General features: G+C 60.3%; 23 protein-coding genes and 3 tRNA genes. 5 read left to right on the top strand and 21 right to left on the bottom strand.

The features are described 5' to 3' along the window. Positions 1-124 precede the first annotated feature (124 nt). Both A9G06_RS01490 and A9G06_RS21820 read right to left on the bottom strand, forming a co-directional pair. Complete coding sequence (locus A9G06_RS01490; RefSeq protein WP_005334909.1) at positions 125-880, bottom strand: YciK family oxidoreductase; 756 nt, start codon at positions 878-880, stop codon at positions 125-127. An 11-nt stretch (positions 881-891) separates the two neighbouring features. Next, complete coding sequence (locus A9G06_RS21820; protein WP_139126126.1) at positions 892-1,089, bottom strand: hypothetical protein; 198 nt, start codon at positions 1,087-1,089, stop codon at positions 892-894. A 13-nt stretch (positions 1,090-1,102) separates the two neighbouring features. Here A9G06_RS21820 and sohB point away from each other — a divergent pair, with 13 nt between their 5' ends. Next, complete coding sequence (gene sohB, locus A9G06_RS01485) at positions 1,103-2,110, top strand: protease SohB (RefSeq protein ID WP_069554054.1); 1,008 nt, start codon at positions 1,103-1,105, stop codon at positions 2,108-2,110. Positions 2,111-2,290: 180 nt separating this feature from the next. After that, on the top strand, positions 2,291-3,514 hold the full coding sequence (locus A9G06_RS01480) for an MFS transporter (protein WP_069554053.1): 1,224 nt from the start codon (positions 2,291-2,293) through the stop codon (positions 3,512-3,514). Positions 3,515-3,548: 34 nt separating this feature from the next. Here A9G06_RS01480 and A9G06_RS01475 read toward each other — a convergent pair whose 3' ends face one another. Continuing rightward, the gene (locus A9G06_RS01475; protein WP_069554052.1) at positions 3,549-4,631 is read right to left on the bottom strand and encodes a protoglobin domain-containing protein; all 1,083 of its coding nucleotides are present in this window, start codon (positions 4,629-4,631) and stop codon (positions 3,549-3,551) included. Positions 4,632-4,805: 174 nt separating this feature from the next. Beyond that, on the bottom strand, positions 4,806-5,159 hold the full coding sequence (locus A9G06_RS01470) for a DsrE/DsrF/TusD sulfur relay family protein (protein ID WP_005334901.1): 354 nt from the start codon (positions 5,157-5,159) through the stop codon (positions 4,806-4,808). Between the two features lie 158 nt (positions 5,160-5,317). Between A9G06_RS01470 and A9G06_RS01465 the strand changes: the two genes are divergently transcribed. Then, positions 5,318-5,710, top strand: a complete 393-nt coding sequence (locus A9G06_RS01465; RefSeq protein ID WP_069554051.1) for a DUF1090 domain-containing protein — start codon at positions 5,318-5,320, stop codon at positions 5,708-5,710. 57 nt (positions 5,711-5,767) lie between these two features. Here A9G06_RS01465 and A9G06_RS01460 read toward each other — a convergent pair whose 3' ends face one another. The 7 genes from A9G06_RS01460 to astB form a co-directional block, all read right to left on the bottom strand. Beyond that, positions 5,768-6,016: a YfhL family 4Fe-4S dicluster ferredoxin gene (locus A9G06_RS01460; protein ID WP_005334896.1), complete on the bottom strand. Its 249-nt coding sequence runs from the start codon at positions 6,014-6,016 to the stop codon at positions 5,768-5,770. A gap of 1 nt (position 6,017) precedes the next feature. Then, a complete protein-coding gene (yegQ, locus tag A9G06_RS01455; protein ID WP_005353849.1) occupies positions 6,018-7,379 on the bottom strand; it encodes a tRNA 5-hydroxyuridine modification protein YegQ in 1,362 nt (453 codons plus the stop codon). 277 nt (positions 7,380-7,656) lie between these two features. Then, a complete protein-coding gene (locus A9G06_RS01450; RefSeq protein ID WP_040069073.1) occupies positions 7,657-7,947 on the bottom strand; it encodes a hypothetical protein in 291 nt (96 codons plus the stop codon). 141 nt (positions 7,948-8,088) lie between these two features. Continuing rightward, positions 8,089-8,173: transfer RNA gene (locus A9G06_RS01445), tRNA-Tyr, on the bottom strand. A gap of 45 nt (positions 8,174-8,218) precedes the next feature. Next, positions 8,219-8,303, bottom strand: a tRNA-Tyr gene (locus tag A9G06_RS01440). Between the two features lie 38 nt (positions 8,304-8,341). Next, positions 8,342-8,426 (bottom strand) — tRNA-Tyr (locus A9G06_RS01435). Positions 8,427-8,666: 240 nt separating this feature from the next. Next, positions 8,667-10,004, bottom strand: coding sequence for an N-succinylarginine dihydrolase (astB, locus tag A9G06_RS01430; RefSeq protein WP_069554050.1), 1,338 nt, complete (start codon positions 10,002-10,004; stop codon positions 8,667-8,669). A gap of 355 nt (positions 10,005-10,359) precedes the next feature. On the opposite strand from astB, the gene topA reads away from it, so the two are divergent. Then, positions 10,360-12,981 (top strand): type I DNA topoisomerase, encoded by a 2,622-nt coding sequence (gene topA, locus A9G06_RS01425; protein WP_069554049.1) that lies wholly within the window; start codon positions 10,360-10,362, stop codon positions 12,979-12,981. A 108-nt stretch (positions 12,982-13,089) separates the two neighbouring features. After that, positions 13,090-13,254 carry a hypothetical protein gene (locus A9G06_RS22235; protein WP_005334891.1) on the top strand — a complete coding sequence of 55 codons (165 nt, stop codon included), beginning with the start codon at positions 13,090-13,092 and terminating at the stop codon, positions 13,252-13,254. A 16-nt stretch (positions 13,255-13,270) separates the two neighbouring features. Here A9G06_RS22235 and A9G06_RS01420 read toward each other — a convergent pair whose 3' ends face one another. The 10 genes from A9G06_RS01420 to A9G06_RS01375 form a co-directional block, all read right to left on the bottom strand. Further along, positions 13,271-13,627, bottom strand: coding sequence for an MGMT family protein (locus A9G06_RS01420; RefSeq protein WP_019446729.1), 357 nt, complete (start codon positions 13,625-13,627; stop codon positions 13,271-13,273). Between the two features lie 66 nt (positions 13,628-13,693). Further along, on the bottom strand, positions 13,694-15,247 hold the full coding sequence (locus A9G06_RS01415) for a PAS domain-containing methyl-accepting chemotaxis protein (protein WP_069554048.1): 1,554 nt from the start codon (positions 15,245-15,247) through the stop codon (positions 13,694-13,696). Positions 15,248-15,458: 211 nt separating this feature from the next. Then, positions 15,459-17,324: a beta-N-acetylhexosaminidase gene (locus A9G06_RS01410; protein WP_069554047.1), complete on the bottom strand. Its 1,866-nt coding sequence runs from the start codon at positions 17,322-17,324 to the stop codon at positions 15,459-15,461. Continuing rightward, on the bottom strand, positions 17,309-18,181 hold the full coding sequence (locus A9G06_RS01405; RefSeq protein WP_069554046.1) for a BadF/BadG/BcrA/BcrD ATPase family protein: 873 nt from the start codon (positions 18,179-18,181) through the stop codon (positions 17,309-17,311). Before A9G06_RS01405 ends, A9G06_RS01410 begins: the two co-directional genes overlap by 16 nt. A gap of 110 nt (positions 18,182-18,291) precedes the next feature. Continuing rightward, positions 18,292-20,025 (bottom strand): glycoside hydrolase family 9 protein, encoded by a 1,734-nt coding sequence (locus A9G06_RS01400; RefSeq protein WP_069554045.1) that lies wholly within the window; start codon positions 20,023-20,025, stop codon positions 18,292-18,294. 114 nt (positions 20,026-20,139) lie between these two features. Beyond that, complete coding sequence (locus A9G06_RS01395; RefSeq protein ID WP_069554044.1) at positions 20,140-21,132, bottom strand: ABC transporter ATP-binding protein; 993 nt, start codon at positions 21,130-21,132, stop codon at positions 20,140-20,142. Positions 21,133-21,143: 11 nt separating this feature from the next. Next, positions 21,144-22,163, bottom strand: a complete 1,020-nt coding sequence (locus A9G06_RS01390) for an ABC transporter ATP-binding protein (protein ID WP_019446723.1) — start codon at positions 22,161-22,163, stop codon at positions 21,144-21,146. Continuing rightward, positions 22,160-23,080 carry an ABC transporter permease gene (locus tag A9G06_RS01385; protein WP_064340888.1) on the bottom strand — a complete coding sequence of 307 codons (921 nt, stop codon included), beginning with the start codon at positions 23,078-23,080 and terminating at the stop codon, positions 22,160-22,162. The genes A9G06_RS01390 and A9G06_RS01385 overlap by 4 nt, the downstream gene beginning before the upstream one ends. A gap of 1 nt (position 23,081) precedes the next feature. Continuing rightward, positions 23,082-24,065 (bottom strand): ABC transporter permease, encoded by a 984-nt coding sequence (locus tag A9G06_RS01380; RefSeq protein WP_005334871.1) that lies wholly within the window; start codon positions 24,063-24,065, stop codon positions 23,082-23,084. A gap of 118 nt (positions 24,066-24,183) precedes the next feature. After that, positions 24,184-25,869, bottom strand: coding sequence for an ABC transporter substrate-binding protein (locus A9G06_RS01375; protein WP_069554043.1), 1,686 nt, complete (start codon positions 25,867-25,869; stop codon positions 24,184-24,186). Positions 25,870-26,036 lie beyond the last annotated feature (167 nt).

The raw sequence follows: 26,036 nt of genomic DNA, 5'->3' as shown, positions 1-26,036 counted from the left end.
TCAACCTGATTGGAGATAGAATGGTCAGTGGTTCGAACAGGGAGCCTGTGCCCCCTATTCAATTTAACCCCTGCCGCACAACACTCTGGGTATTTTATTGATTTATTTGGGCTGAGCCGCCTGTTTATTTTGGCTGAGCCACAAAGGTCTGGCCGGTTTTGCCGCGGCTGTCCGACCCCATCAGGTAGAGGTAGAGCGGCATCAGGTCGGCCGGAGTCTTGAGGTTCATGGGATCTTCCGCCGGGAAGGCGCTGGCGCGCATCTTGGTGCGGGTACCGCCCGGGTTGAGGGTATTGACCCGCACACCTGTGTTCTCAAGCTCGTCGGCCAGCACTTCCATCATCCCCTCGATGGCAAATTTGGAGATGGCATAGGTGCCCCAGTAGGCGCGCCCCTTGCGCCCCACGCTGGAGGAGGTGTAGACGATGGAGGCATCGCCCTGCGCCTTGGCAGTCTGGCGCAGCAGCGGTAGCAGCGCCTGGGTCAGCAGGAATTCCGATTTGACGTTGACCTGCATCACCTCGTCCCACTCCTTCTCCTGAATGTGTTCAAACGGAGAGAGGGTGCCGAGCAGACCGGCGTTGAACAGCACGCCATCGAGGCGGCCAAACTGCTGGGCGAAGGTTTCGGCCATGCCGCGGTAGTGGGCGGCGGTGGCCCCTTTCAGATCCACCGGCACGATGGCGGGCAGCGGATAACCGGCCGCTTCAATCTGGTCATACACGGCTTCGAGTTTGGCGCTGGTGCGGCCGAGCAGGATCACGGTGGCACCGTGAGCGGCGTAGGTGAGGGCGGCTTCGCGGCCGATCCCGTCGCCGGCACCGGTGACCAGAATGACTTTATCCTTGAGCAGATCGCGGGGTGCCTGATAATCGAGCATGACAACTCCTGTTAACAAATTCCGGCCATAAGTGCATGGCAATCGGCGCCAAGTGTACTGATCCGCGCGCCTGTTTGACCAGCCAGCGGCAAGAAAAATGTGAAGAAAATAGAGAGGTTGTGATGCTCGGGTTGGTTTTTCCGGTCACTGGCTGCGATTTTTTGCGCGCCTCCATCAAACTCCCTAGAATGTGACGAAAACCGATCCATTCTGGAGTCCATCGTGACATTTCTGACCGAATATGGCCTGTTTCTGGCCAAGACAGTGACCTTCCTGCTGGCCATCGGCGCCATCATCCTGATGATCGTCAGCACTCGCCAGCCGAAAGCGCGCAAGGGTGAGCTGGTGGTGACCGATCTCTCGAGCGAGCTGGAGCAGGGGCAGTTTGCGCTCAAGAGCGCGCTTGCCAGCAAGGCAGAGCGCAAGGTGCTGGAAAAGCAGCAGAAAGAGGAGCAGAAAAAGCGCGCCAAGGCCGGTGATGAGCGCAGCCGCCTGTTCGTGCTCGACTTCAACGGCAGCATGGATGCCAAAGAGGTGGCCTCCCTGCGCGAGGAGGTGAGTGCGGTGATTGGTGTCGCCCAGCCCGGCGACGAGGTGCTGCTGCGGCTTGAATCCGGTGGTGGCGTAGTGCATGGCTACGGCTTGGCCGCTTCCCAGCTGCAGCGGCTGCGCGATCGTGACATCAAGCTCACCGTGGCTATCGATAAGGTGGCGGCGAGCGGCGGCTACATGATGGCCTGCGTGGCGGACAAGATCCTGGCTGCCCCCTTTGCCATCGTCGGCTCCATCGGGGTGATCGCCCAGATGCCGAACTTCAACAAGTTGTTGAAAAAGCACGACATCGAATTCGAGATGCACACCGCCGGTCAGTATAAGCGCACCATCACCATGTTCGGTGAGAACGACGATCTGGGGCGCGAGAAGTTTCGCGAGGAGCTGGCGGCGATCCACGAGCGCTTCAAGGCCTTTGTGGCAGAACACCGCCCGCAACTCGATATCGATCAGGTCACGACCGGCGAGCACTGGCTGGCGAGTCAGGCCAAGGGGCTGGGGTTGGTGGATACCCTCTGCACCAGCGATGACTACCTGCTGGCGCAGGCCAGCCACCACAAGGTGATCGGCATCAGCTATCGCAAGCCAAAAAGCCTGACCCAAAAGCTGGGGCAGCAGGGCGCGCAGGCGCTGGAAGCCGGACTGGGGCGTCTGTGGCAGCAGAGCCCCTGGCGCTAGCCCGAGGGAAATCCTGCGATAAAAAGGCCAGCCGATGCCCATCGGCTGGCCTTTTTGCATCCGGTTGCACCTTGTCGGTGAGCGAGGGTTGTTTCTATTGAGGCCCTCTGTTACAACTGAATGCTTTCCCCGTTTATGACAGGATCTTGTGGTAAGAGCTGCGGGGCATGGAGCATAGCGATGTCATGGAGCACCTTCAGGCAATTTACCCCGCTGGTCTGGATCGTCATTCTGGGCACCTTCATGGTGCGTACCAGCTACTACATGGTGTGGCCTTTCCTCTCCATTCTGCTCTATCGTGACTATGACCTTTCGGCCACCTTCATCGGCCTGTTGCTGGGTGGCTCGATGGCCCTCTCTACCCTGGTCAGTTTTTACGGCGGCTGGCTCTCTGATCGCTTCGGACGGCGCAGCATACTGCTGGCCGGTTGTCTGGTGGCGATGATCTGTTTCGGCCTGCTCGGTTTCTCCCATGCGGTGTTCTGGCTCGGGGTCGGGGTGATGGGCAGCGGCCTCTCGTCGGGGCTCATCGATGCGCCCGGCAAGGCGCTGATGGCTGACAGTCTGGCCTCGGCCAAAGCGCGGGAGCTGGCACTGCACCTGCGCTATTTTCTGCTCAACCTGGGGGCCGCGTTGGGGCCGCTGCTCGGGGTGACCCTCGGGATCAACGCCCAGCAGGAGACCTTCCTGTTTCTGGTGGTGAGCTATTTGCTGCTGGCGCTGGCCTTTGGCTGGGGCTTTCGCCGGGCTGGCAGCACAGGCAAGCCGGGGACTGCCGGGCCCGGCTTGCGGGATGCCATCAAGGTGTTGCTGGCGGATCGCGCCTTCCTGCTGCTGGTGATGGCCAATCTCCTGATGGTGCTGGTCTACTCCCAGTTTCACTCGCCGCTGGTGCAATACCTGACTCGGGCCGGTATGCCGCAGGTGGCCGAGCTGGTTGCTCTGCTGGTGGCGACCAATGCCCTGACCGTGGTGCTGCTGCAATTTCCGCTGCTGCGTTTGTTGTCGCGCTGGCCGGTGCGGGTACGGCTTCATATCGGCATGGCGCTCTTTCTGGCGGCCCAGCTGCTCTTCGCGCTGGGGGACCCGATGGTGCGCAGCCACTGGTTTGGCGCCGTGCTGCTGCTCAGCATCGGCGAGACCATCCTGTTCCCCCTGCTTAACGTGCTGATCGACCAGATGGCCCCCACCCACCTCAAGGGAAGCTATTTTGGCGCCAGTGCACTGGCCGGGTTGGGAGGGGCCGCAGGTGCCCTGCTGGGCGGCTGGATCCTCGAACAGTGGAGCGGCCAGTTGCTCTATGTGCTGATGGCGCTGCTTTGTGTGGCGATTTTTGCGCTCTATGAGTGGGGGGCCAGAGTACAGCGTCCCGCTGTGGCCACGTCTGTGGTTGAGCGGAGCTGACCCGGTTAATGCGGGGATCTGTGATGCTGAATGTTCAGTGCGTGCTACCCGGCGTCTTCTCTTTGAGCGCCTTCTTGGCTGCGTACATCCTCTCGTCGGCGAGCCGGATCAGGTTTAGCCCGTCGTCGTAGTGCTCCGGCCCGGTCTGCACGATGCCGATACTGAGGGTGAGATCGCCCAGCTGCTCCTTGACGGTGTTGACCAATCGTTTGAGATAGATATCCCGCGCCTGACTCTCGTTGCAGTTGGGCAGGATCAGGCAGAACTCATCTCCCCCATAACGAAAGCAGCTGTCTTCGGCGCGAAAGACCTGACGGATGCAGTGGCCGACGATGCGCAGGATCTCGTCTCCGCGCTGGTGACCTTCGGTATCGTTGATTTGCTTGAAGTTGTCGATATCGAGATAGGCGATGGCCATGGGTTCGGCACGGCGCTGACAGGTGCGCAGGCTCAGCAGCAACAGCTCGTTGAGGTGGCGAACGTTGAGCAATCCGGTCAGGGCATCGGTGCGGTTCAGCTCCTCCAGCTGCCTGGTACGCTCGCGCACTTTCTGCTCCAGACTCTTGGCATAGTTCTCCGACTTCTCTCTGGAGGACTCTATTTCCGACACCAGACTGCGAATATAGGTTTCGAAGACCAGGGTGATGTCGAACAGAAAGAGTTTGTCCAGTGCCGCCAGCATGGCGAGGCGCTCCGGTTCATCGTGGAGTTGCTCGAATATATCTTCGATAAGCAGGGCCTTGAGGGTGTTGATGGCGGCCAGATAGAGCTTCGGCTCGACCCCGATCCGCTTGTGAACCAGCCCGATCCGCAGCCGGTTGTTGACGTACTCCAGATCGTAATGGCCGCTGAAGAGATCGAGCACATAACGCCGTTGCGCGGTGCGCAGCCGGATGAGGGTGTCGGCATCGCCGATCAGCAGGGCGATTTCGGTGATGGCTGTCTGTTGCTGGTAGAAGCGATCCACCAGGGCATCGATCCGTGGCTCTATCTTGCTGCAGTAACTTGCCAACCGCGCCACATCCTGTTCATTGAGCAGCAATAACTCCTTGCGATGAGCAATCTCGAATTCGGTGATCCTCATCTGCTCAAGCAGAGTCTGTTCGGTCGGATTCATCGTCGTCCTCGCTCTATGGCTGGGCGTTGTGCTGTCCGTGAGGTGGGACAAGCAAGAAAGAGTCTCAATTGATAGTGTAGTCAGTTGGGCGGGTGCGCACGCAATGCCCCCGCGTGGCGGGGGCCATGGAGGGTCAGGTGAAGGCTAAAGGGGCAAGAGATCCGGAGGGGGAGATTAGAAGGTCAGCACCTTGTCGGCAGCCAGGGTCCACTGGGCCAGCATCGGCAGGGTGCCGACCTCAATCCCCTCGATCAGTGGCAGGGCGGTGATGCCACGAGCATCGGTGCAGGTCTTGCACAGGCGAATGGTGACGCCCTGAGCCAGCAGGATCTCCAGCATCTGGCGCAGGTTGTACCCCTCGGCCGGTGCCTGACCGGCCAGCGCCGCGCTCACCGCATCGGACATCAGGAACAGCTTCAGGCTGGCCCCCCCCTGTTCGTTGAGGGCGATAGCGAGACGCAGGGCGTTGAACAGGGATTCGCTGCCATAGGGTGCTCCGTTGGCAATGACCACAATTTGTTGATTCATAACAGACTCCCGATTGGAAAGAGCGCCATTGTAGAACCAACAGGGTGCCAATTGCGTGATGTCGCACAACTTCTGTCGCACCTTTTTCCCACTTGCTTGACCCTGCTGTCGATCGAGGTTTTTATGGTCAGCTCGCAAACAAGACCGGATGAATCGAGATGTGGAAAGTATTGGGAGCCGGCTTGCTGCTATTGGCGGGTCAGGCCTTTGGCAGTGAGGCGGTCGGTTGCAAGGCCCGTCTGCAGGCCGTCAATGACCAGCTGGTGTTTGCCAAAGCACACAACAATGCCGGGCAGATTGCCGGGCTCGAACAGGCAGCGCGCAATATCAAGGCCAACTGTACTGATGAAGGTCTGCTCAAGGAGCAGAAAGAGCGGGTTAACAAACTGCGCGGCGAGGTGGATGAGCGCCTGCTCGAGCTGCAGGAGGCGAGAGTCAGTGGCAAACCGGAGAAGATTGCCAAGCGGCAGGCCAGGCTGGAGGAGTCTCAGACCCGGATGCTGGAAGCCCAGCGGGAGCTGGACAAACTGATCCGGTTGGTTGAAAAGTGATGGCCAGTCGCTGCACGCAGGATCAAAAAAGGCCGATTGCTCGGCCTTTTTTTCGTTTTACTGCCTGTGCATCCGCACAAACTTCTCCATCAGCTGATCTTCGGTCTCCACATGAGCGGGATCCCAGATGATGCAGTCGATAGGGCAGACACTGATGCAGGTCGGCTTCTCATAGTGACCGACGCACTCGGTGCAGCGACTGGGGTCGATCTCGTAGATCTCCTCACCCAGGCTGATAGCCTGGTTGGGGCACTCTGGATCGCACATGTCACAGTTGATGCACTTGTCGGTGATGAGCAACGCCATCTCAGGCCGCCGTGTGCGGGTTGCGGGTATCCTGGCTATCGCCCAGATTGCGCAGCAAAATGCCGTAGTTCACATCCAGATCTTTCGGGACCGGCACATAGACCACGTGACCGTTGCCCGGTGCGGTATCGATAAGCTCCCCCTTGCGGTTCTCCATCTGCTCCAGATTGAAACGGACGTTGCCCTGCGGGGTCATCAGCTCCAGGTTGTTGCCCACCAGGAACTTGTTCTTCACCTCGACCTCGACCATGTCACCTTTGCGACCGGTGATCTCGCCGACAAACTGCTGGGTGTCGGAGACAGAGTAGCCGTAGTCGTAGTTCTGGTATTCGCTGTGGTTGTGACGGCGCAGGAAGCCCTCGGTGTAGCCGCGGTGGGCCAGATTTTCGAGGGTGCCCATCAGGCTGCGGTCAAACGGACGACCCGCCACTGCATCGTCGATGGCCTTGCGATAGACCTGAGCGGTACGGGCGCAGTAATAGAAAGACTTGGTGCGCCCTTCGATTTTCAGGGAATGAACGCCCATCTTGGTCAGTCGCTCGACGTGCTCGACGGCGCGCAAGTCCTTGGAGTTCATGATGTAGGTGCCGTGCTCGTCCTCGAACGCGCTCATGTACTCGCCCGGGCGGTTGGACTCTTCCAGCAGCACCAGCGCATCGGTCGGCTTGCCAAGGCCTAGCGTGTTGTCCGGACGCACTTTGATCGGCTCCTGACGGTGGACGATCTGGCCCACGTCATCTTCTTTACCTTCGTGCACCTTGTACTCCCAGCGGCAGGAGTTGGTGCAGGTGCCCTGGTTGGGGTCACGCTTGTTGATGTATCCAGAGAGCAGGCAGCGGCCGGAGTAGGCCATGCACAGCGCCCCGTGGACGAACACCTCCAGCTCCATCTCCGGTACCTGCATGCGGATCTCTTCGATCTCGTCCAGCGACAGCTCGCGGGAGAGGATGGCGCGGGTCAGGCCCATCTGATGCCAGAACTTCACCGTGGCCCAGTTGACCGCGTTGGCCTGCACCGACAGATGAATGGGCATGTCCGGGAAGGCTTCGCGCATCATCATGATAAGGCCGGGGTCGGACATGATCAGCGCATCCGGCTTCATCTCCACCACAGGGCGCATGTCGCGGATAAAGGTCTTGAGCTTGGAGTTGTGGGGCTGGATGTTGGCCACCACATAGAACTGCTTGCCCAGCGCATGGGCTTCGTTGATGCCCAGCTGCAGGTTTTCGTGATCGAATTCGTTGTTGCGCACCCGCAGGCTGTAGCGGGGCTGACCGGCATAGACGGCATCGGCGCCATAGGCATAGGCGTAACGCATGTTCTTGAGGGAACCTGCGGGGGAGAGCAATTCTGGTTTAAACATGGCGGACTCTTTATATCTGATTGCAAATCAGGACGATGCCACCTGATGGCATCGTAGTGGTTGAGTTGCGGTGCAAGATGCCCTTCGAGAGGAGGCTCAATGCAGCGCGACCCGATGACGGCATATCCGGGGTTATCTAAAGAAGATGCGCCGGATATTCGGGGTGCGAGATTGTACTCGCCCCCACGTCATCATGCAATTTGGCAGGAATATCATGCGAATGGAAAATCAGTTTTTGGGTAATCTGTGATGGTGGGTTAGCAATAGTTGCTGATCTTCAATTATCCAGTGCGAGTTGAAAATCGGGGAACTGTTCGCTCATAAAATTGCGGGGGCTGTGGCCATTGCCTGCGGTGGCCAGCCATTCCCAATCCAGTTTTGGCGAGCCCGCTTTGAAGCGTTGATAGGCAACGCCCTGATGAATGGTCAGAAAGAGGGTCGTTGGGAGTCCCAGCTTGTTGCTGTAGCGCACCATCAGATCACCCTGATAGTCGTTGCTGATTCTGACTTTGAGCGCCTGCAGTGTCAGACCGGTGGCGTGACCATGCTCGTCCCAGACTTCAAACATGATGTGAACACTCTGATGTCGATGATGCCACGATGAGCAAGATGGGATGCAATTGCAACTGTCAGATCTGACAATGCCGAAAAAGTGTGAGGGGATAGCAGAAAGCGAAAACCCGGCGCGAGGCCGGGTTTTCTTGAATGATGGTGGAGGGAGAAGGATTCGAACCTTCGAAGGCAGAGCCGTCAGATTTACAGTCTGATCCCTTTGGCCGCTCGGGAACCCCTCCACAGGGGGCAAAGCAAATTGTATTCAGCCATTGCAATCAGGGAAATGGTGGAGGGAGAAGGATTCGAACCTTCGAAGGCAGAGCCGTCAGATTTACAGTCTGATCCCTTTGGCCGCTCGGGAACCCCTCCACGGGGTATTTCCTGATTGTCACTACTTTGCACTTGAATGGTGGAGGGAGAAGGATTCGAACCTTCGAAGGCAGAGCCGTCAGATTTACAGTCTGATCCCTTTGGCCGCTCGGGAACCCCTCCCCAAGTGCGAGGCGCATACTATCAGATCCAGAGGCTTTGTGAACCCCTTGATGAGGCATCTGGCAGTAAAAAATGACTGTTCGTCGATTTTTTGATACATCCAGCTCAAAATTCAAGCTTATCAGCAAGTTGTGCGCTGCTTTTCTGCACAAAACAGCATCTGTGCAAGTTGGCGATCGCGCTGAAGACAGGCAGATAGCAGAAGACCGCCAGTGTCGGCGGTCTTGCCGGGCATCACATCTAGCGCTGGAATGGGTAGACCGAACCCAGTTTCAGGATCTGGGTCAGCTCGTCCAGTGCGCTGCGGGACTCCTGCACCAGTGCCGGATCCCGCAGATCGTCGAGGGTCAGGCGGTCACGGTAGTGGCGATCGACCCAGCCATCGAGGCGGGCAAACTGGCTGTCGTTGATAAGGCAGGCCGGATTGACCGCGGCGAGTTCCTGATCGTTCATGGCAACCCGCAGTCGCAGGCAGGCGGGGCCGCCACCATTGCGCATGCTCTGTTTCACATCCATATAATGGACCGCCTTGATCGGGGTAGCTTGTGTCAGCAGTTTGCCGAGATAGGCAGAGACCGCCGGATTGTCGCGGCACTCGGTGGGGGCGATGATGGCCATCTCGCCGCTCGGCAGGGTGAGGATCTGGGTGTTGAACAGGTAGGATTTCACCGCATCCAGCACGGATACCTCGGCGGTTGGCACTTCGATAAAGTGCAAATCTCCTTCGCCAAACTTGCCGCGGATTTCGGTCAGCACCGCTTCGGTGTTGAGGAACGCTTGTTGGTGAAAGAAGAGCACGTTCTGGTTGCCCACCGCGATCACATCGTTATGGAATACCCCCTGATCGATCACCTCCGGGTTTTGCTGAATAAACACCACGCTCTCCTCGCCAAGGCCATGCAGGCGGGCGATGGCCTGGCTTGCCTCCAGGGTCTGGCGGGCCGGGTAGCGCTTCGGCGCCGGGCGGGAGTAGTCAAAGGCGCTGCGGCCATAGACGAACAGCTCGACCCCCGCCTCGCCATAGGCGCGGCAGAGGCGGGTGTGGTTGGCTGCCCCCTCGTCGCCGAAGTGGTCATTCTCCGGCAGATGGAGGTGGTGGCTGAAGTGGCGATCATTGTTGAACACGGCGCGCAGGATGCGGCCCGTGACGTCCGGCTCCAGGGAGCGGTGAAACTTGTTGGTCAGGTTGGCGGGGGTGAAGTGAATGCGGCCATCCTGGGTATCGGCACTGGGAGAGACGGTGGCGGCATTGGCGGTCCACATGCTGGAGGCCGAATAGCAGGCAGCCAGTACGGCAGGAGCCTGCTTGGCGGCCTGTTCCAGCACTCGGGCATCATTGCCGGTGAAGCCGAGGCGGCGCAGGGTGGCGAGGTCAGGGCGCTCTTGTGGCGCCAGTACCCCCTGAGTCATGCCAAGTTCGGTCAGCGCCTTCATCTTGCGCAACCCCTGTTTGGCGGCCTCTTTCGGATTGGAAGCCTCCAGGGCATTGCTCTGGGAGGCAACGTTGCCGTAGGAGAGGCCGGCATAGTTATGAGTCGGGCCGACCAGACCGTCGAAATTGACCTCGAAGTGCTTCATTGAGTACATCCTTTCGATTTTTATGATGGGTAGCGGTTCCTTCCGCGCACAATGCGTCGGGGTTGGGCCATTATAAAGAGATTTTATGTTTTTGTAACAAGCCGGTAACCAGCAGACGTTTTTATGTCGTTTCAGATATAAAAAGAGGGGCGGTATGGCAGAAAATTGAAAAAGCGGTTGCGTCCGGCCTGTTGCCTTCGCATTAATAAATAAAGAAGCAATAAAAGAAGCCGTGTGGTTCGGGCTGGTCAGGCAAATTTGCTCACAAGATTGCTTTTTCGCGCCAAATCTCTTATACAGCCCCACAAAACCGCACACCAACCCCGTCGGGTGCAATGAGGATAATAGTTACAGCATGGGCAAATCACTGGTCATAGTGGAGTCTCCGGCCAAGGCCAAGACGATCAACAAATATCTGGGCAAGGACTACGTGGTGAAATCCAGCGTTGGTCATGTTCGCGATCTGCCCACCAGCGGCAGCGCCAGCACCGAGCCCAAGAAACCTGTCATTCGCGGCATCAAGTTGAGCGAATCCGAGAAGGCTGCCAAGGATCGCAAGGCCCTGTTTGCCCGGATGGGTATCAATCCGACCGCTGGCTGGCAGGCTAACTACCAGATTTTGCCCGGCAAGGAGAAGGTGGTCAGCGAGTTGCAAAGTCTGGCCGAGAAGGCAGACACCATCTATCTCGCAACCGACTTGGATAGAGAAGGAGAGGCGATCGCCTGGCACCTGCGCGAGATCATCGGTGGCGACGACAGCCGCTACAAGCGCGTGGTGTTTAACGAAATCACCAAGAGCGCCATCAAGGAGGCGTTCGCCCAGCCGTCCGAACTCAATATTGACCGCGTCAATGCCCAGCAGGCCCGTCGTTTCCTCGACCGCGTGGTGGGTTACATGGTCTCCCCGCTGCTGTGGAAAAAGCTGGCCCGCGGTCTCTCCGCCGGTCGGGTGCAGTCTGTCGCGGTGCGTCTCATCGTCGATAAAGAGCGCGAAATCAAGGCGTTCGTTCCGGTCGAGTTCTGGGATCTCAATGCCGACCTGCTGACCGCCGACAAGAGCGATCTGCGGATGGAAGTGGTCAGCCGCAACGGTGCCGACTTCAAGCCGGTGACCCAGGCCGAGACCTTCGCCGCTGTCGCAGCCCTGAAAGGGGTCGACTACAAGGTGGTGAACCGGGAAGACAAGCCGACCGGCTCCAAACCGTCCGCGCCGTTTATCACCTCCACCCTGCAGCAGGCGGCCTCTACCCGTCTGAGCTTCGGGGTCAAGAAAACCATGATGATGGCCCAGCGTCTCTATGAAGCGGGTTACATCACCTATATGCGTACCGACTCCACCAACCTCAGCAAAGAGGCGGTTGAGGCGGTGCGTGAATATATCGGCGAGCAGTATGGCGCGGCCTATCTGCCTGCCGAGCCGAATCTGTATGGCGCCAAGGCCAATGCTCAGGAAGCGCACGAGGCGATCCGTCCCTCCAACGTACAGGTGACTGCCGAGATGCTGGAAGGGATGGAGCCGGATGCCATGCGTCTGTACGACCTCATCTGGCGTCAGTTCGTTGCTTGCCAGATGACCCCGGCTCAGTACGATTCCTCCACCCTGACCGTCAAGGCGGGTGAGTTCGAGCTCAAGGCTCGTGGCCGTACCCTGCGCTTCGCCGGTTGGACCAAGGCCCTGCCGCCGATGGGTCGCAAGGGCGAAGATAGTCAGCTGCCGGCGGTGACCGTGGGCGAGGTGCTGAAGCTGATCAAGCTGGATCCGCGCCAGCACTTCACCAAGCCGCCTGCCCGTTTCACCGAAGCCGCGCTGGTGCGCGAGCTGGAAAAACGCGGCATTGGTCGTCCCTCTACCTACGCATCCATCATCTCCACCATCGTTGATCGCGGATATGTGCGGGTCGAGAGCCGCCGTTTCTTCGCCGAGAAGATGGGCGAGATCGTCACCGATCGCCTGGTGGAGAACTTCGTCGAGCTGATGAACTACGAGTTCACGGCCAAGATGGAAGACAAGCTCGATGGCATCGCCGAAGGGAGTCTTGAGTGGAAGAAGGTGCTCGACGCCTTCTACGCCGAGTTTACCCAGGAGCTGGAGAAGGCCGACAAGGCGCCCGAAGAGGGCGGCATGCGTGCCAACCAGATGGTGATGACCGACATCGACTGCCCGGATTGCGGCCGCAAGATGGGTATTCGTACCGCCACCACCGGCGTGTTCCTTGGTTGCTCCGGCTATGCTCTGCCGCCCAAAGAGCGCTGCAAGAAGACCATCAACCTGGTCTCTGCCGACGAGTTTGTCTCCGCCACTGACGGCGAAGAGGCGGAAACCGAAGCGCTGCGCGCCAAGCACCGCTGCGGTGTCTGTGGCACTGCGATGGATGCCTACATCATCGACGACAGTCGCAAGCTGCACGTCTGTGGTCGCAACCCGGATTGCGATGGCTACGAGATCGAGAAGGGCCAGTTCAAGCTCAAGGGCTACGAAGGGCCGAGCATCGAGTGCGACCGTTGCGGAGCCGAGATGCAGCTCAAGAACGGCCGTTTCGGCAAGTACATGGGCTGCACCAACGAGACCTGCAAGAACACCCGCAAGATCCTGAAAAACGGCGACATCGCGCCGCCGAAGGAGGATCCGGTGCCGCTGCCGGAGCTCAAGTGCACCCAGTCCGATGCTCACTTTGTGCTGCGCGACGGGGCTGCCGGTCTGTTCCTGGCGGCCAGCAACTTCCCCAAATCCCGCGAGACCCGCGCGCCGCTGGTGGAAGAGCTCAAGCGCTTCAAGGATCGCATCTCCGCCAAGCACAAGTATCTGGCCGGTGCCCCGCTCACCGATCCGGACGGCAACCCCGCCATCGTGCGCTTCAGTCGCAAGACCAAGGAGCAGTACGTGATGAGCGAGGTCAACGGCAAGGCGACCGGTTGGACCGCTCACTACGACAACGGTACCTGGCAAGAGAGTTTGCCAAAGGCTAAAAAAGCGTGATGAAAAGAGGCCCCGACAAGGGGCCTCTTTGCTTATGGATAGCGGTATACTGAGACAGCTGCAAGGAGTGCAGCTGTCGTCAATCGCGAAGTAGACAAGGAGGTTGAGATGGAGATTAACGAGATCCGGCCGGGCATGAGCTGCATGACCCGTGAAGGGGCGGCCTATGTGCTGGAAGTGGACCGGCAGAGCCTGCTGGTGCTGCTGCAGCGAGCGGATGAGACCATACCGGTGCAGGTGCGCAGCGACGAGATCCTGGCGCCGCTGGAGTGATCCGGCTGTGATCCCCTCAAAACGGCAGTAGAAAAAGCAGCTCGGCCAGATCGGGCTGCCATTGCCACTCCTTCATTCTGACCCTCCCCCCGATCACCACGACCCCCTCCTGCTGCAGGCGTCCCGTCTGTTCGGCAAAGCCTGGCGATCCTTTCGGTAACGAGATGGTGCCCGCTGCGCCCAGCACCCGATGCCAGGGCAGTACCTTGTCGGTTTCCCGCAGCACCTTGCCCACCAGTCTTGCCCGTCCGGGCAGCCCCGCCAGATCGGCCACCTGACCATAGCTGACCACCCGGCCTGCCGGGATCAGGGCGATGATCGCTTCGATACGGGCCGTTTTGTTCAATGGGGATGGACTTGGTTCAATGCTCATAGACCCGATTCGTCAAAAACAACAGAAGCGCCATTGTGGCGCTTCTGTCATGGGGCTGGCAATGATTCAGCCGAAGGTCTGGCTAAGCCCCTTCAGTTGCTTGGCCCGTTCCAGCAGAGCCTGACTGGAGTGATCGACATCCAGCATCTTCTGACTGTTGGCGTGGGAGTACTCGGAGATCTGGTGGATACTGCGGCTGATCTCCTCCACGACCGCTTGTTGCTGCTCTGCAGCGGTGGCGATCTGGGTGGAGTGTTCGGTGACCAGCTCTATCTCTGCCAGCACGGTATGGAGGCTGCTGGCGCCCTGGCGGGTCATCTCGGCACATGCGCGGGTCTGTTGCAGGTTCTCCTGCATCATCCCCTTCCAGCGTCCCAGAGTGTGCTGGATCTGCTTGATGCTGCCCAGGATCTGCTCGGTCGCCTTGTGGGTGCGGGTCGATAGAGTACGCACCTCGTCTGCGACTACCGCAAAACCACGGCCCTGCTCCCCGGCGCGAGCGGCTTCGATGGCCGCGTTGAGGGCCAGCAGGTTAGTCTGCTCGGCGATGCCCTGGATCTCGCCCATGACACTGCCAATCCGTTCGGATTCACTGGCGAGCTCTACCGCCGAGTTGAACGCCAGCTCTGCCTGTTTGGCGAGCTGTTCGATCTGTTGCTCGGTCTGGTTCAACTGCTGGTTGGTTTGTTCACAACGATTGCGAGCTTCGTTGACCTGACCGTTGGAGTCCTGAATGTTGCGGGCGATTTCGTGAGCTGTGTTGGCCATCTGAGTCATAGCCGTAGCCATCTGCTGGGTCTGGGCATCTTGCTCGTTGATATCGAGACAGGCTTGATGAGAGGCCTGCTTCAGATTGATGGCCAGGGTTTGCAGAGGTGCCGTGGCATCATTGATCCGCCCCAACACGGTTCGGATGCGGGCCTGCAGCATCTTGATATGAAAATCGGCAATGGCGCCGGGGTTGTCACCGGAGTAGACCAGCCGGGTCAGACTGTCATATTCGCGGCCCAGTTGCTGCAGATAGTGGGGCAGGGCAAAGAGCTCGCGCCAGTAGGCTCCGCCAATAAGCAACAGGGGCAGCAGCATCAGCAGGACGGTCATGGCCCCTTGGCTGGCGAAGGTCCAGCCCATCAGGCCGAGCAGCAGCAGGGTAATGGCCGGGGTGCGCACTCTGGCAAGAGAGGGAAGGTTGCTGCTGTTGCCGCGCTCGGCCTTGAGCAGGGCTTGGTAGGTCTGAGCGGCGATGCGCTTGAATTGGGGCTCTGGCTTGCAGCGTACCGACTGGTAGCCGCTGATCCTGTTGCCTTCATAGATGGGGGTCACATAGGCATCTACCCAGTAGTAACGGCCATCCTTGCAGCGGTTTTTTACCATACCGCGCCAGGGTTTGCCCTCCTTGAGGCGGGCCCAGAGATCGGCGAAGGCGGCCTTGGGCATGTCGGGGTGGCGTACCAGATTGTGGTTGTGACCGACCAGCTCGTCGGCGTTATAGCCGGCGATGGTGCAAAAAGCCGGATTGGCATAAGTGATCACCCCGCGCAGGTCAGTGGTGGAGACCAGTTGTACGTCGGCAGGAAACTCCACTTCGCTATCCAGGGTATGGACGTCTCTGCGGGCCATAGGAATACGCTCCGATGTTCTTGTTGATAATGTTGTCGTTGTTATTGTGGCAGGTCTGGAGGTGGCCGCAGGCTCGCGCCAGCAGGAGGCAGACCAGCTTCATTGGGGGCTGGATTTTGCCAATAATGGCGGATGAATGGTAGGGGGAAGTTGATGTTTTGTTGGTTAATCGTAAAAAGGCGACCGATTGGCCGCCAAAGTAGAGACAACATTACCTCTGTGGCATCCGGTAGCGCACCTGCAACTGATCGAGGATCTGCAGCTGACCCGGCAGGCGGGCGGCGAAGTGCTCCCACCCCTTGTGGGCGGGATCGCTCCAGGCCACCTCGGCCGTGGCCAGCATACGCGGGAACAACATGTAGTCGAGACGATCACGGCTGGTGATCAATTCTGACCACAAGGGGCTCAGCACCCCGAGGATGTTATCGTTGGCATGGAAATCGGCTGGGGCAGGATCGCAAGCATAAACCTGCTCCAGATTGAGGGTTCCCGCCCAATAGAGGCCGGGTTCATGAATATCGGCGCTCCAGGCGAGGTCCAGATAGAGGAACTGGGCGGGCGCCATCACCACCGGATAACCGGCCGCGGCAGCATCCAGCCCCGCCTGAAAGCTGGTCCAGGCACAGATGGCCGCTTTGCGGCTCACCTTGTCGCCATGCAGGATCTCCTCCCAGCCGATCATCTGTTTGCCTCTGGCGGCCAGATAGCGCTGGCAGTGGCGCAGCAGATGGCCCTGCAGCTCGCGGCAGTCGGCGTAGCCCTGCTCGACCATTAGCTGCTGGCAGGTGGGGCTGTCGGTCCAGACCCCGGTCGGCACCTCGTCACCCCCCATGTGGATCTGCGGGCCGAGAAAGAGCTCACACACCTCGTCCAGCACCGCTTCCAGAAAGCGGTAGGTGCCGGGCAGGGCGGGGTTGAGCACGTTGTCATCGAAATGCTGGACCGAGCGGTAGCGGGAGTGATCCGCCGTTTCGATCAGCAGCTCGGGCAGCGCCTTGATGGCAGCGTGGCAGTGGCCCGGAATGTCGATCTCGGGAATGACAGTGATGCCGAGCTCACCGGCATAGCTCACCAGCTCCTTCACCTCGCTCTGGGTGTAGTAGCCGCCATAAGGTTCGGCACCGCCGCTGAGCTGGGGGCCGATCGCCAGATCGTGGCCGCGCCAGGCACCCACGTCGGTCAGCTCCGGGAAGGCCTTTATCTCGAGTCGCCACCCCTCGTCATCGGTCAGGTGCCAGTGGAAGCGGTTGAACTTGTAGAGGCTCATCAGCTTGAGCAGGCGCTTGATGGTGGCCGGTGTGTGGAAGTGGCGGGCGCAATCGAGAAAAATGCCGCGAAAGCCAAAGCGCGGGGCATCCTCCAGCGTGACGCAGGGCAGGCTCTCCCCATGTTGCAGATACCACTGGGCCAGCGTGACGAGCCCATGACGCCAGCCCGCTTCGTCGGCGGCGGCAATTACCACCTCCTGCGGCGTGATGGTGAGCTGGTAGGCTTCGGGGGCCAGCTTGGCCTCGGTCAGCCGGATTTCAGCGTCGTGATCCTGCTCCAGCGCCAGCGATGTGAGTTCGTTGAAGTGGGCCAGCAATTTCGGCACATCGCGGGGGGCGCTGACATGAGCCCGCTCTGCCAGCCGGAAGTTCCCCTCCAGCAGTACCAGATGGGCCGGTTGTGGCACGATGCCGGGCAGGGGCTCGACATCTGGCAGGTCGGGGCGGGTTACCGGCGGGTTCTCCAGTCCGAGATCCTGAGCCGCCAGCGTCACCGGCAGCAGCTGGGCACCCGTGGTCGCCTCCGGCAAGCTGAGGAAAAAGCCCTGCGGCATGTCGGAGAGCTTCTTGATGGGGGTCTGGCGGCAGCAAAAGCGCAGCTCGCAGCTGCCAGCGTTCGGGACAATCACCTTGTAGCTGCCGCTCTGGCGCTCCAGCTCGCCCCCTTGCAAGGAGTCGGGGTCGATGTGGCGAGCCAGACAGAAGTGCAGCTTCCACTTGGTATCCGGCATGCGGGAGAGGGTGAAGGTGAACCAGACATCCTCGCCGTCACGTCGGGCGACCTGGGTGTGGATCAGGGGTGTAGACATGGAAAATCCTCTGATTGGGCAAACAGGATGGCGCCATCGAGCGCATCTGCCTGGGGGGGGATCAGGTTGAGCTGGCCGAGACGGGGAGCGAGGCGGGTGCCAATCCCCCCCAGCAGGGCGATTTGTCTGGCACCCAGCTGGGTCATCCCCTCCAGCAGGATCCGCAGCTGTTCGCAGGTTTCGTCCAGCAGCTGATTGGCGAGCTCGTCACCATCGCTGGCGGCATCGAATACCCAGGGGGCAAAGTGGCCATAGTCCGCCGGAATGGCGCGGGTGGCCCAACGTACCACTTCGGCCTGATCCCGCTTGAAGCGGTCCATCAGGCGGATGGCGAGGGTGCTGGGGGGCAGAATGCCGTCGTGGCAGAGCAGGGATTGCTGGATGGCGCACAGCCCCAGCCAGGCGCCGCTACCTATGTCTGAAATGGGGAAGCCGCGGCCGGAGCAGGTGCGGATCTGCCCCTCCTGATAGACCAGCCCCACCGAGCCGGTACCTGCGATCAGAATGGCCCCCTCACGGCCGCCAAAGGCGCCGAGGCAGGCGCCGAAGGCATCAGAGGTGAGCCTGACGCTGGCAAAGGGGAAGGGCATCTCGAGCAGGGCGTGATAGCAGTCGGCCAGCTCGGCGGAGGCGAGCGCCAGCCCGATCCCCATCTGCTGTTCGCACTCTATTCCGAGCCCGGCGGCAAGGCGGGCGCTGGCGATGGCAGCCAGCACATTGGCGTGGGCATGGGGGATGCCCAGCTCCAGATTGGATCCTGCCGCGCGCCCCTCTCCGAGCCGCTTGCCCGCCCGATCCCGAATGCGGGCGCGGGTGTGGGTGCCCCCGCCATCGACACCGACCCAGTATTCAATCATGTCGACCTCCATTTCCCTGCGCACTCTGCCAGCTGATAGCCAGGGCAAACCAGGCTGGCTGTATGGAGGATCCACGACTCTCCCCAATGCCAATGATGCTCGAGCCGATCTCAATCATGGTGCTCTCCCTGCTCATTTCGAGGACTCAGGGCACTCTGCCAGCTGATAGCCAAAGCAAACCAGGCAGCGTGGGGGATCCACTGCTCGCCCCAGCGCCAGTTCTGATCCAGCCGATCCTTGTACTCCTCCGGAATAAAGGCCACCTCATTTTCGTCATCAAACCCTGAGGTGATGCCGTTGCAGATACCCCCCTGCGCATTGGGATACCCGGCGGTATAGGCGGGGTTGTTGATGCCGTGGCCCGCCAGCATGCAGGCGTTGAAGGGGTTTTGCCCTAGGATCCAGTCGAGTTGGCGCTGACCGTAAGTGATGAGCGGCTGGCTCTGGCGGGGGAAGTGGCGGGCGCCAGCAAAGGCCATGGTCGCCAACGATGCGAGGCGGGCATTCTCCCCCTGCCACCAGTAACCGGATTCGTTGTTGTGGGGCATAAAGAAGCTGACGCGCGGCGCTTCATCCACCCCTTTCACATATTGGCGGGCGAGGGAGAAGGGGTTGCCCGCGCGGGCGCAGAGCGCCAGCTCGGCGGCCAGCGCCTGCTCCACTACGGTTTGTACCCTAGCCTTGTATTCCTGATCCGGTTCTACGCCCAGATATTCCAGCAGCGCCAGCACCGGCAGACCCGCCTCAGCGGCGTGGTAGTAGGGGCGCGAGCCATCCTCGTTGGCCGACCAGTAGTGACCCAGCTCAGGATGAGGGCGCTGGCGGGCACAGAGCTTGCTGGCGCGGGCTCTTGCCTCATTGAGCCACTCGTTGCCGAAAGTGCGGGTCAGCTCCACCGCCGCCAGCAGGGCGCAGTAGTCGTCGATGATGTTCTCGACCCCGTCATCGAGGTAGGCAAGGTTGTGTTCGCACAGATGCAGGTAGCCGCGTTTGGCTGCCTCGGCGTAGCGGCTGGCATCGAAGTCGCCACTGACGCTCTCGCGGGCGGCGCGGGCCAGTGCGGCGATGGCCATGCCGCCCCCTTGGCGAAAACCGGCCTGCCAGTTGGCGGACTTGATCCCCTGTTGGGTGGCATAGGCGCACAGCTCGCGCTGGGCGGGATCCTTGCTCCACTTGTCGAACAGGGTCATGAAGAAGAAGCCCGACTCATCCTGCATCCGGCAGAGGAAATCGGCGCCGTGCAGCGCCTCGTCATTGAGCCGCTTGCAGAGGTTCACCTCGTCGATATCGCGGCGCGGGGCCAAGAGTTCGCGGCACTTGAGCAGGGCCCACACCACCATGGGGGTCTGCTGGGGGTTGAGGTAGTTGGCGTAGGAGAGGTGGCTCAGGTACTTGCTCATGTCGCCGCTGGCATCGAACCAGCCGCCGTGCACATCTTTGTGCTGGTCGGTGCCAAACAGGCGGGCGCTGCGGTCGGCCCGATCGAAGGTGCCGCTGGCGCGCTGCCCCTTGAAGTAGTGAATGACGTCCGAGAGGCAGCGGCTGGCCAGCAGATCCTGGCCGATGGCAAAGCGGGTCGAGCGGACAATGCCTTGGGCAGTGATCGCCTCCAGCCGATAGTGGCCGGGCTCCTTGAAGGCGGAGAAGTCGGCACGCCAGTAAGCGCGGCCTTGCCAGCCTGGGACGCTGCCAGCCGGTTGCAGCGGGGTTTCAAACAGGATCTGGCCATCGTCGAGGCGTTGCAGCCTGACATAGCCGCCGAGATCAGGGGCGGGGGAGGTTTGCAACAGGGCGACCTTGTGTCCGTCGCACTCGTAGCCCACCTGATTGATCAAGAGTTCCATCAACTTCTTACTCCTGTGGTTCACCGACGGGCGGTGAGGCACATCACGGGGCTGTGGCCGCCCCGTATCGAGGCATGGCCGGACAGGGTTGTCCGGCCGGTCTAAGGCTCACCCTCACTCGTAGAGGTAGCAGCGCACGAAGTGGTTGTCGGCAAGCTTGGTGATGGGGGGCAGCGCCTCCTTGCAGCGGGGCATTGCCTGATTGCAGCGCCCGGCAAAGGGGCAACCGCAGGACTCCGGCGTCCAGAGCGGGATCTCCCCCTTGCGGCCTCCTTCCAGCTCGGCGTGGATGCTTTTCTCCGGATCGGGCACCGCCGAGATGAGCAGCTGGGTGTAGGGGTGCTGCGGGTGGTGCAGGATCTCGTCCACCTCGCCCCACTCCACCATGTGGCCCACGTACATTACCGCCAGATCTTCCGCCACGTAGCGAGCGGTGGCGATGTCGTGGGTGATGTAGAGCATGGAGACGCCAAGCTCATCCTTCATCTGCTCCATCAGGTTGAGGATGCCGATGCGAATGGAGACGTCGAGCATGGAGGTGGGCTCGTCCGCCAGCACCACTTCCGCCTCCACCGCCAGATTGCGGGCGATGTTGACCCGCTGGCGCTGGCCGCCGGAGAGCTGGTGCGGATACTTGGCCGCCGTTGCCTTGGCGGGGGTCAGGCCGACCTTCTCCAGCAGGGCGTAGACCATGTCGGGCAGCTCTTTATTGTCGATCACCTTGCTGTGCAGCAGCAGGGGGCGGGCGATGTGGTGATAGATGGTGTGGGTCGGGTTGAGAGAACCGAACGGATCTTGCCACACCATCTGCACGCTCTGGCGATAGTCCAGCAGGGCGGTGCCCTTGTTGAACTCCTCCAGATCGTGGCCGCGATAGAGAATGCGCCCGGCACTGAGCTTGTACATCTTGGCGATGATCTTGGCGATGGTGCTCTTGCCGGAGCCCGACTCCCCGACCACCGCCAGGGCGCGGCCCCGGTGGAGGTTGAAGGTGATGTCGGAGAGTGCCCGCATCTTGCCACTCTTGATGGCATTGGAGTTGATGGGGAAGTCCTTGTAGAGGTGCTGGACTTCGATGATGGGTGCATCGGTTTTGGCGATTTGCATGACAGACATCCTTAACAGCCAGCGGCCTTGTCCAGATAGATCACGGAATCTTGTTGCAGCCCCTGCTCTTCATAGAGGTGGCAGGCGGTCTGTTGCCCGGGGCGGATCTCGGCCAATTTGGTGTACTCCTGACGGCAGCGATCGTGCACCTTGCCGCAGCGGGCCTGAAAGCGGCAGCCGACAGGCACCTCCAGCAGGTTGAGTGGTGTGCCCGGGATCCCCTCCAGCACCTTCTTCGGCCCGTGCAGGGGCGGGAAGGAGTTGCCGAGCCCTCTGGTATAGGGGTGCAGCGGCGCGGTCAGGATCGCCTTGGAAGGAGCCACCTCCACCAGTTCACCGGCATACATGATGCCGATGCGATCGCAGAACTCCACCATCAGGGAGAGGTCGTGGGTGATGAACAGAATGGAGAAGTTGAACTTCTCTTTCAGGGCATAGACCTTCTGCAGGATCTCCCGCTGTACCACCACATCGAGCGCCGTGGTTGGCTCATCCATGATCAGGAGCTCGGGGTTGAGCGCCATGGCGATGGCGATCACCAGCCGCTGGCGCATGCCGCCGGAGAACTGGTGCGGGTAGTCCTTGAGCCGGCTCGGGTGGATATCGACGATGGTGAGCAGCTCCTGGGCGCGCTTGATCGCCTCGTAACGAGTCATGCCGGGGTTGTGGGCCAGCAGCACGTCGCAGAACTGCTCCTCCATCCGCAGCACCGGGTTCAGGGCGTTCATGGCGGACTGGAACACTACCGACACCTGTTGCCAGCGGTAGGAGCGCAACCGTTCGTCGTTGTAGTGGAGGATATTCTCCCCCTTGAACAGGATCTCGCCACCGCTGATATAGGCGGGCGGCTTGTGCAGCCGGGCCACCGAGAAGGCGACGGTGGATTTGCCGCAGCCCGACTCACCGGCGAGACCGAAGATCTCGCCTTGTCTGATATCGAAGCTCACCGAGTTGACGGCGCGCACGTCGCCATTTTCGGTGATGTAGTCGACGCAAAGATTGCGTACTGACAGCAGGGGATGCTTGTTCATGCTGTCTTCTCCTGTGCAGTGGCAACCGGAGTGGTGACCGGCGCCGCGAGTTTCTTCCAGCGGCTCAGCCCTTTGTGGGAGCGCAGCTGCGGGTTGGCAATCTCGTCGATGGCGAAGTTGAGCAGGGCCAGACCGGCACCCAGGGTGGCGATGGCAAAGCAGGGGGCCAGGATCTCCCACCAGGCGCCGACCAGTATGGCGCTGGAGGTCTGGGCGTTGTAGAGCATGATGCCCCAGCTCACCACGGTCGGGTCGCCAAGCCCCAGGAACTCCAGGGTCGCTTCGGTAACGATGGCGTAGATGATGGAGCCGATAAAGCTCACCCCGATGATGGAGATGAGGTTGGGCAGGATCTCCACCAGAATGATGCGCCAGGCTGGCTCGCCCAGCACTTCGGCGGCGATGACGAACTCCTTCTCGCGCAGCGCCAGGGTCTGGGCACGGATGACCCGCGCGCCATAGGCCCAGGAGGTCAACCCTATTATCACGGCAATCACCGCCGGTGACGCCTCCCCGATAAAGCTCGCCAGTACCAGTAGCAAGGGGAGGTTGGGGATCACCAGCACCACGTTCATCAGGAAGGTGAGGCACTCATCCACCAGACCCCCGAAGTAACCAGCGGTGATGCCGATGGCGACGGCCAGGGTGCAGACCAGCAGGCCTGCGCTGAAGCCCACCAGCAGCGAAATACGGGCGCCGTTGGTGAACTGGGCCCAGATATCGTGGCCCATGCGGGTGGACCCCATCACGAACTCGGCACTGGGCGGCTGGTGCGGGCGAGCTACCCGCTTGGTCGGCTCGTTGCTGGCCAGAATGGGGGCAAAAATGGCCATCAGTACGAAGGCAACCACGATGGCGAGGCCACAGGCAGCCTTCTTGTTGCCCAGCAGGATCTTGAGAATGGTCGGCATACGCATCTTATTTGCCTCCTGTACGCAGACGGGGATCCAGGAAGACGTAGAGCACGTCGGCCAGGAAGTTGAAGCTGAGCATGGTGATGGTCATGATGAGCAGCTGCCCCTGAATGAGCGGGTAGTCGCGGGCCAGAATGCCCTGATAGAGGGTCAGGCCCAGGCCGGGATAGTTGAAGATCACCTCGGTGATGAGGGAGCCACCGATAACGAAGCCGAGCGCCATGGAGAGGGCGGTGACGCTGGGCAGAATGGCGTTGCGGGCGCCGTAGTTGAAGATCACCCGGTTGCTGGAGAGCCCCTTGGCCTTGGCCATGGTGATGTAATCCTCGCCCAGCAGGTTGATCATGTTGTTGCGCATGGTGATGAGAAAGCCCCCCACCTGCACCACGGCCAGGGTCAGCACCGGCATGATGGCGTGGGTCATGATGCTCTTGATGTGCTCCCAGCCCCAGTCAGCCTTGATCTCCGGGCTGTAGGCGTAGCCGATGGGCAGCCACTCGAGGCTGACCCCGAACAGAAACAGGGCGAGCAGGGAGACCACTACAGGCGGAATGGCCTGCATCACCAGGGTGAGCGGGGAGAGAATGCTGTCCATCCGGCCGCCGCGATACCAGGCGGCAAAGATGCCGACGATGGAACCGAGGGAGAAGCTCAGGATGGTGGAGGTGCCGACCAGAAACAGGGTCCAGCCGATGGCACGGCCCAGCACGTCAGAGACCTGCTGCGGGTAGAAGCGCACCGAGGTGCCGAGATCCCAGGTGAAGACACTCTTCACATAGGTGAGAAACTGGGTGCCGATGGGGCCGTCGACAAAGCCGAAGGTGGCTTTGAGGGCTTCCAGGGCGGCGGGTTCCATCATGGCGCCAGCGCGGGCAAACATCACGGAGACAGGATCCCCTGGCATGGCACGGGGTAACAGGAAGTTGATGGTGGCGGCTACCAGAAAGGCAACCAGGTAGAAGGAAAAGCGTCTCAGTATGAATCCCATGATAGTACCTTTTACTGCAAGTCTGCCCCGCGTCGGGTATAGCTACCCCAACCCCGGCAAAGCCGGGCAAGAAGGGGATTAACGGGGAAGATGGCCCCCTGCAGGGGGCCGGGATTGTTTAGCTGTTTGGCTTGAGGGACAACACGTGCAGCAGACGCTCAGGGGTGTCCGGGTGGAGCTGAGGTTTGGCTACCGGGTTATCAGCACTGAACCAGCCGTTGAAGCGCTTGGTGCTGTACTCATACCAGGTCGGGTTGTTGAAGACCGGAATGATGGTTTGGTTGGCACCAACACGATCCTGGATGGCGAACATGATCTCCTTCTGCTTGGCCGCATCGGCGGTCTGGGTGAAGTCATCGATCAGCTTGTCGAGTTCGGGATCCTTGTAACGGGGCGCGGCGAAGCGGTTGCCACGCTCACCCATGTTGCGGGAGTGGAACGCAGTCTCGAAGTACTTGTGCGGGTTGGCTCCGGCAAAGTAACCCTGCAGGGCGACGTCGAAGTCACCGGTGATCAGGTTCTCGGTCCAGACGGTCGCTTCCGGGGTAGCGGTCTTGGCATTCAGGCCCAATGCCTGCAGCCCTTCTACACCGATCTGGACTGTGTTGACCCAGTCGGTCCAGCCGTTCGGCACCAGAACCTTGAACTCGATCTTTTTGCAGCTCGGGGTGTCGAGGAACTTGTCGCCGTCACAATCCTTGTAGCCTGCCTCTTTCAGCAGGGCCTTGGCACCTTCCAGATCGAACTTGTTGTACTTGCCGTACTTCTTGTCCACTTCCGGGTTGTTCCAGGAGTCAAAGGCTTTGCCCAGACCTGACGGGTACTCGTTGACGGTGGGGTAGCCGTAGCCCGCGATATCCACCATGGACTGGCGGTCCATCGCCATGGAGAAGGCGCGGCGGAAGTTGATGTCGTTGAAGGCTTCATTATTGCCCGGGTTCTTGGTCTGGAAGTTGACGTTGAACGCCACGGTACCAGAGGCCGGGAACCAGTATTTGTTGTTCTTCGGATCGTTGCCAACGTAGAGGCGCTCGATATCCGGCACGAAGGAGCCGAACCAGTCGATGTCACCTTTCATGACAGCCGCCAGCACCTGGTCGTTGGTGGCCATCTGCGGCATGCGGATACAGTCGATGGCGAGGTTGGCGTTATCCCAGTAGTGCGGGTTGCGGCACTGGGTGTAGAGCTGGGCAGAGAAGTTGTCCACTTCGGTGAAGGGGCCAGTACCAACCGGCTTGTCGTTGGTGAAGGCAACCGGATCTTTCACCGATTTCCACTGATGCTCCGGCACGATAGGTACCAGCACCAGATCGTTCACCACGTTGGTGTTGACCTCGGTCAGGTCGAATTTGACCTTGTTGGGGGCCAGCTTCTCGACGCTCTTGATCTGGGTCCAGATTGAGCGCTCATCCAGCGCCTTGTTGGCCTTGACCAGATTGAAGGAGAAGATGATGTCATCGGCATCAAAGGCTTCGCCGTCAGACCACTTCACGCCGTCACGCAGATCGAAGGTGACGGATTTCAGGTCATCGCTGAACGCGTAGTTGGTGGCCAGACGATAGACGGGTTTGCCCCCTTGCATATCGTTGAAGATCACCAGCGGTTCATAGATGAAGTGACGGGTGGTGTGCAGCAAGCCCGCTTGCAGGAAGGGGTTGAAGTTCTTGACCCAGGCGGTTTCCTGCTGTGCGACCATGGTCAGCACGGTTTTGTTTTCTGCGGCCATGGCGTTACCGGCGGCACCGGCAAGCATCATGGTTCCCAGCATTACAGCGGTAGAGATTTTGGATACTTTGGCAAGCATATGTTTTCCTTTCTTATTTTTTGGCATTCCCGAGGGTTCGCCTTGTTTTGTGTGAGCACCGGTTTCGCATGCTGATGAAATCGGCCCTCTGTGTTGGTCAGGTGTCTAACCTTTGTCGTTCTGTTTTCCAACGCCCTAAGCAAACCAGAATTAACAGGAAAACAACA

Origin of the sequence: Aeromonas sp. DNP9, from assembly GCF_001728955.1 — a bacterium.
In the GTDB taxonomy this organism is placed as follows: domain Bacteria; phylum Pseudomonadota; class Gammaproteobacteria; order Enterobacterales; family Aeromonadaceae; genus Aeromonas; species Aeromonas veronii.
This window is presented reverse-complemented; position numbering and strand designations above follow the sequence as displayed.

Bases quoted from the DNA above. Each gene is read 5' to 3' on its own strand.
- A9G06_RS01490 (WP_005334909.1), bottom strand. From the start codon at position 880: ATGCTCGATTATCAGGCACCCCGCGATCTGCTCAAGGATAAAGTCATT.
- A9G06_RS21820 (WP_139126126.1), bottom strand. From the start codon at position 1,089: ATGGATCGGTTTTCGTCACATTCTAGGGAGTTTGATGGAGGCGCGCAA.
- A9G06_RS01480 (WP_069554053.1), top strand. From the start codon at position 2,291: ATGTCATGGAGCACCTTCAGGCAATTTACCCCGCTGGTCTGGATCGTC.
- A9G06_RS01475 (WP_069554052.1), bottom strand. From the start codon at position 4,631: ATGAATCCGACCGAACAGACTCTGCTTGAGCAGATGAGGATCACCGAA.
- A9G06_RS01470 (WP_005334901.1), bottom strand. From the start codon at position 5,159: ATGAATCAACAAATTGTGGTCATTGCCAACGGAGCACCCTATGGCAGC.
- A9G06_RS01465 (WP_069554051.1), top strand. From the start codon at position 5,318: ATGTGGAAAGTATTGGGAGCCGGCTTGCTGCTATTGGCGGGTCAGGCC.
- A9G06_RS01460 (WP_005334896.1), bottom strand. From the start codon at position 6,016: ATGGCGTTGCTCATCACCGACAAGTGCATCAACTGTGACATGTGCGAT.
- yegQ (WP_005353849.1), bottom strand. From the start codon at position 7,379: ATGTTTAAACCAGAATTGCTCTCCCCCGCAGGTTCCCTCAAGAACATG.
- A9G06_RS01450 (WP_040069073.1), bottom strand. From the start codon at position 7,947: ATGTTTGAAGTCTGGGACGAGCATGGTCACGCCACCGGTCTGACACTG.
- astB (WP_069554050.1), bottom strand. From the start codon at position 10,004: ATGAAGCACTTCGAGGTCAATTTCGACGGTCTGGTCGGCCCGACTCAT.
- topA (WP_069554049.1), top strand. From the start codon at position 10,360: ATGGGCAAATCACTGGTCATAGTGGAGTCTCCGGCCAAGGCCAAGACG.
- A9G06_RS22235 (WP_005334891.1), top strand. From the start codon at position 13,090: ATGGAGATTAACGAGATCCGGCCGGGCATGAGCTGCATGACCCGTGAA.
- A9G06_RS01420 (WP_019446729.1), bottom strand. From the start codon at position 13,627: ATGAGCATTGAACCAAGTCCATCCCCATTGAACAAAACGGCCCGTATC.
- A9G06_RS01415 (WP_069554048.1), bottom strand. From the start codon at position 15,247: ATGGCCCGCAGAGACGTCCATACCCTGGATAGCGAAGTGGAGTTTCCT.
- A9G06_RS01410 (WP_069554047.1), bottom strand. From the start codon at position 17,324: ATGTCTACACCCCTGATCCACACCCAGGTCGCCCGACGTGACGGCGAG.
- A9G06_RS01405 (WP_069554046.1), bottom strand. From the start codon at position 18,181: ATGATTGAATACTGGGTCGGTGTCGATGGCGGGGGCACCCACACCCGC.
- A9G06_RS01400 (WP_069554045.1), bottom strand. From the start codon at position 20,025: ATGGAACTCTTGATCAATCAGGTGGGCTACGAGTGCGACGGACACAAG.
- A9G06_RS01395 (WP_069554044.1), bottom strand. From the start codon at position 21,132: ATGCAAATCGCCAAAACCGATGCACCCATCATCGAAGTCCAGCACCTC.
- A9G06_RS01390 (WP_019446723.1), bottom strand. From the start codon at position 22,163: ATGAACAAGCATCCCCTGCTGTCAGTACGCAATCTTTGCGTCGACTAC.
- A9G06_RS01385 (WP_064340888.1), bottom strand. From the start codon at position 23,080: ATGCGTATGCCGACCATTCTCAAGATCCTGCTGGGCAACAAGAAGGCT.
- A9G06_RS01380 (WP_005334871.1), bottom strand. From the start codon at position 24,065: ATGGGATTCATACTGAGACGCTTTTCCTTCTACCTGGTTGCCTTTCTG.
- A9G06_RS01375 (WP_069554043.1), bottom strand. From the start codon at position 25,869: ATGCTTGCCAAAGTATCCAAAATCTCTACCGCTGTAATGCTGGGAACC.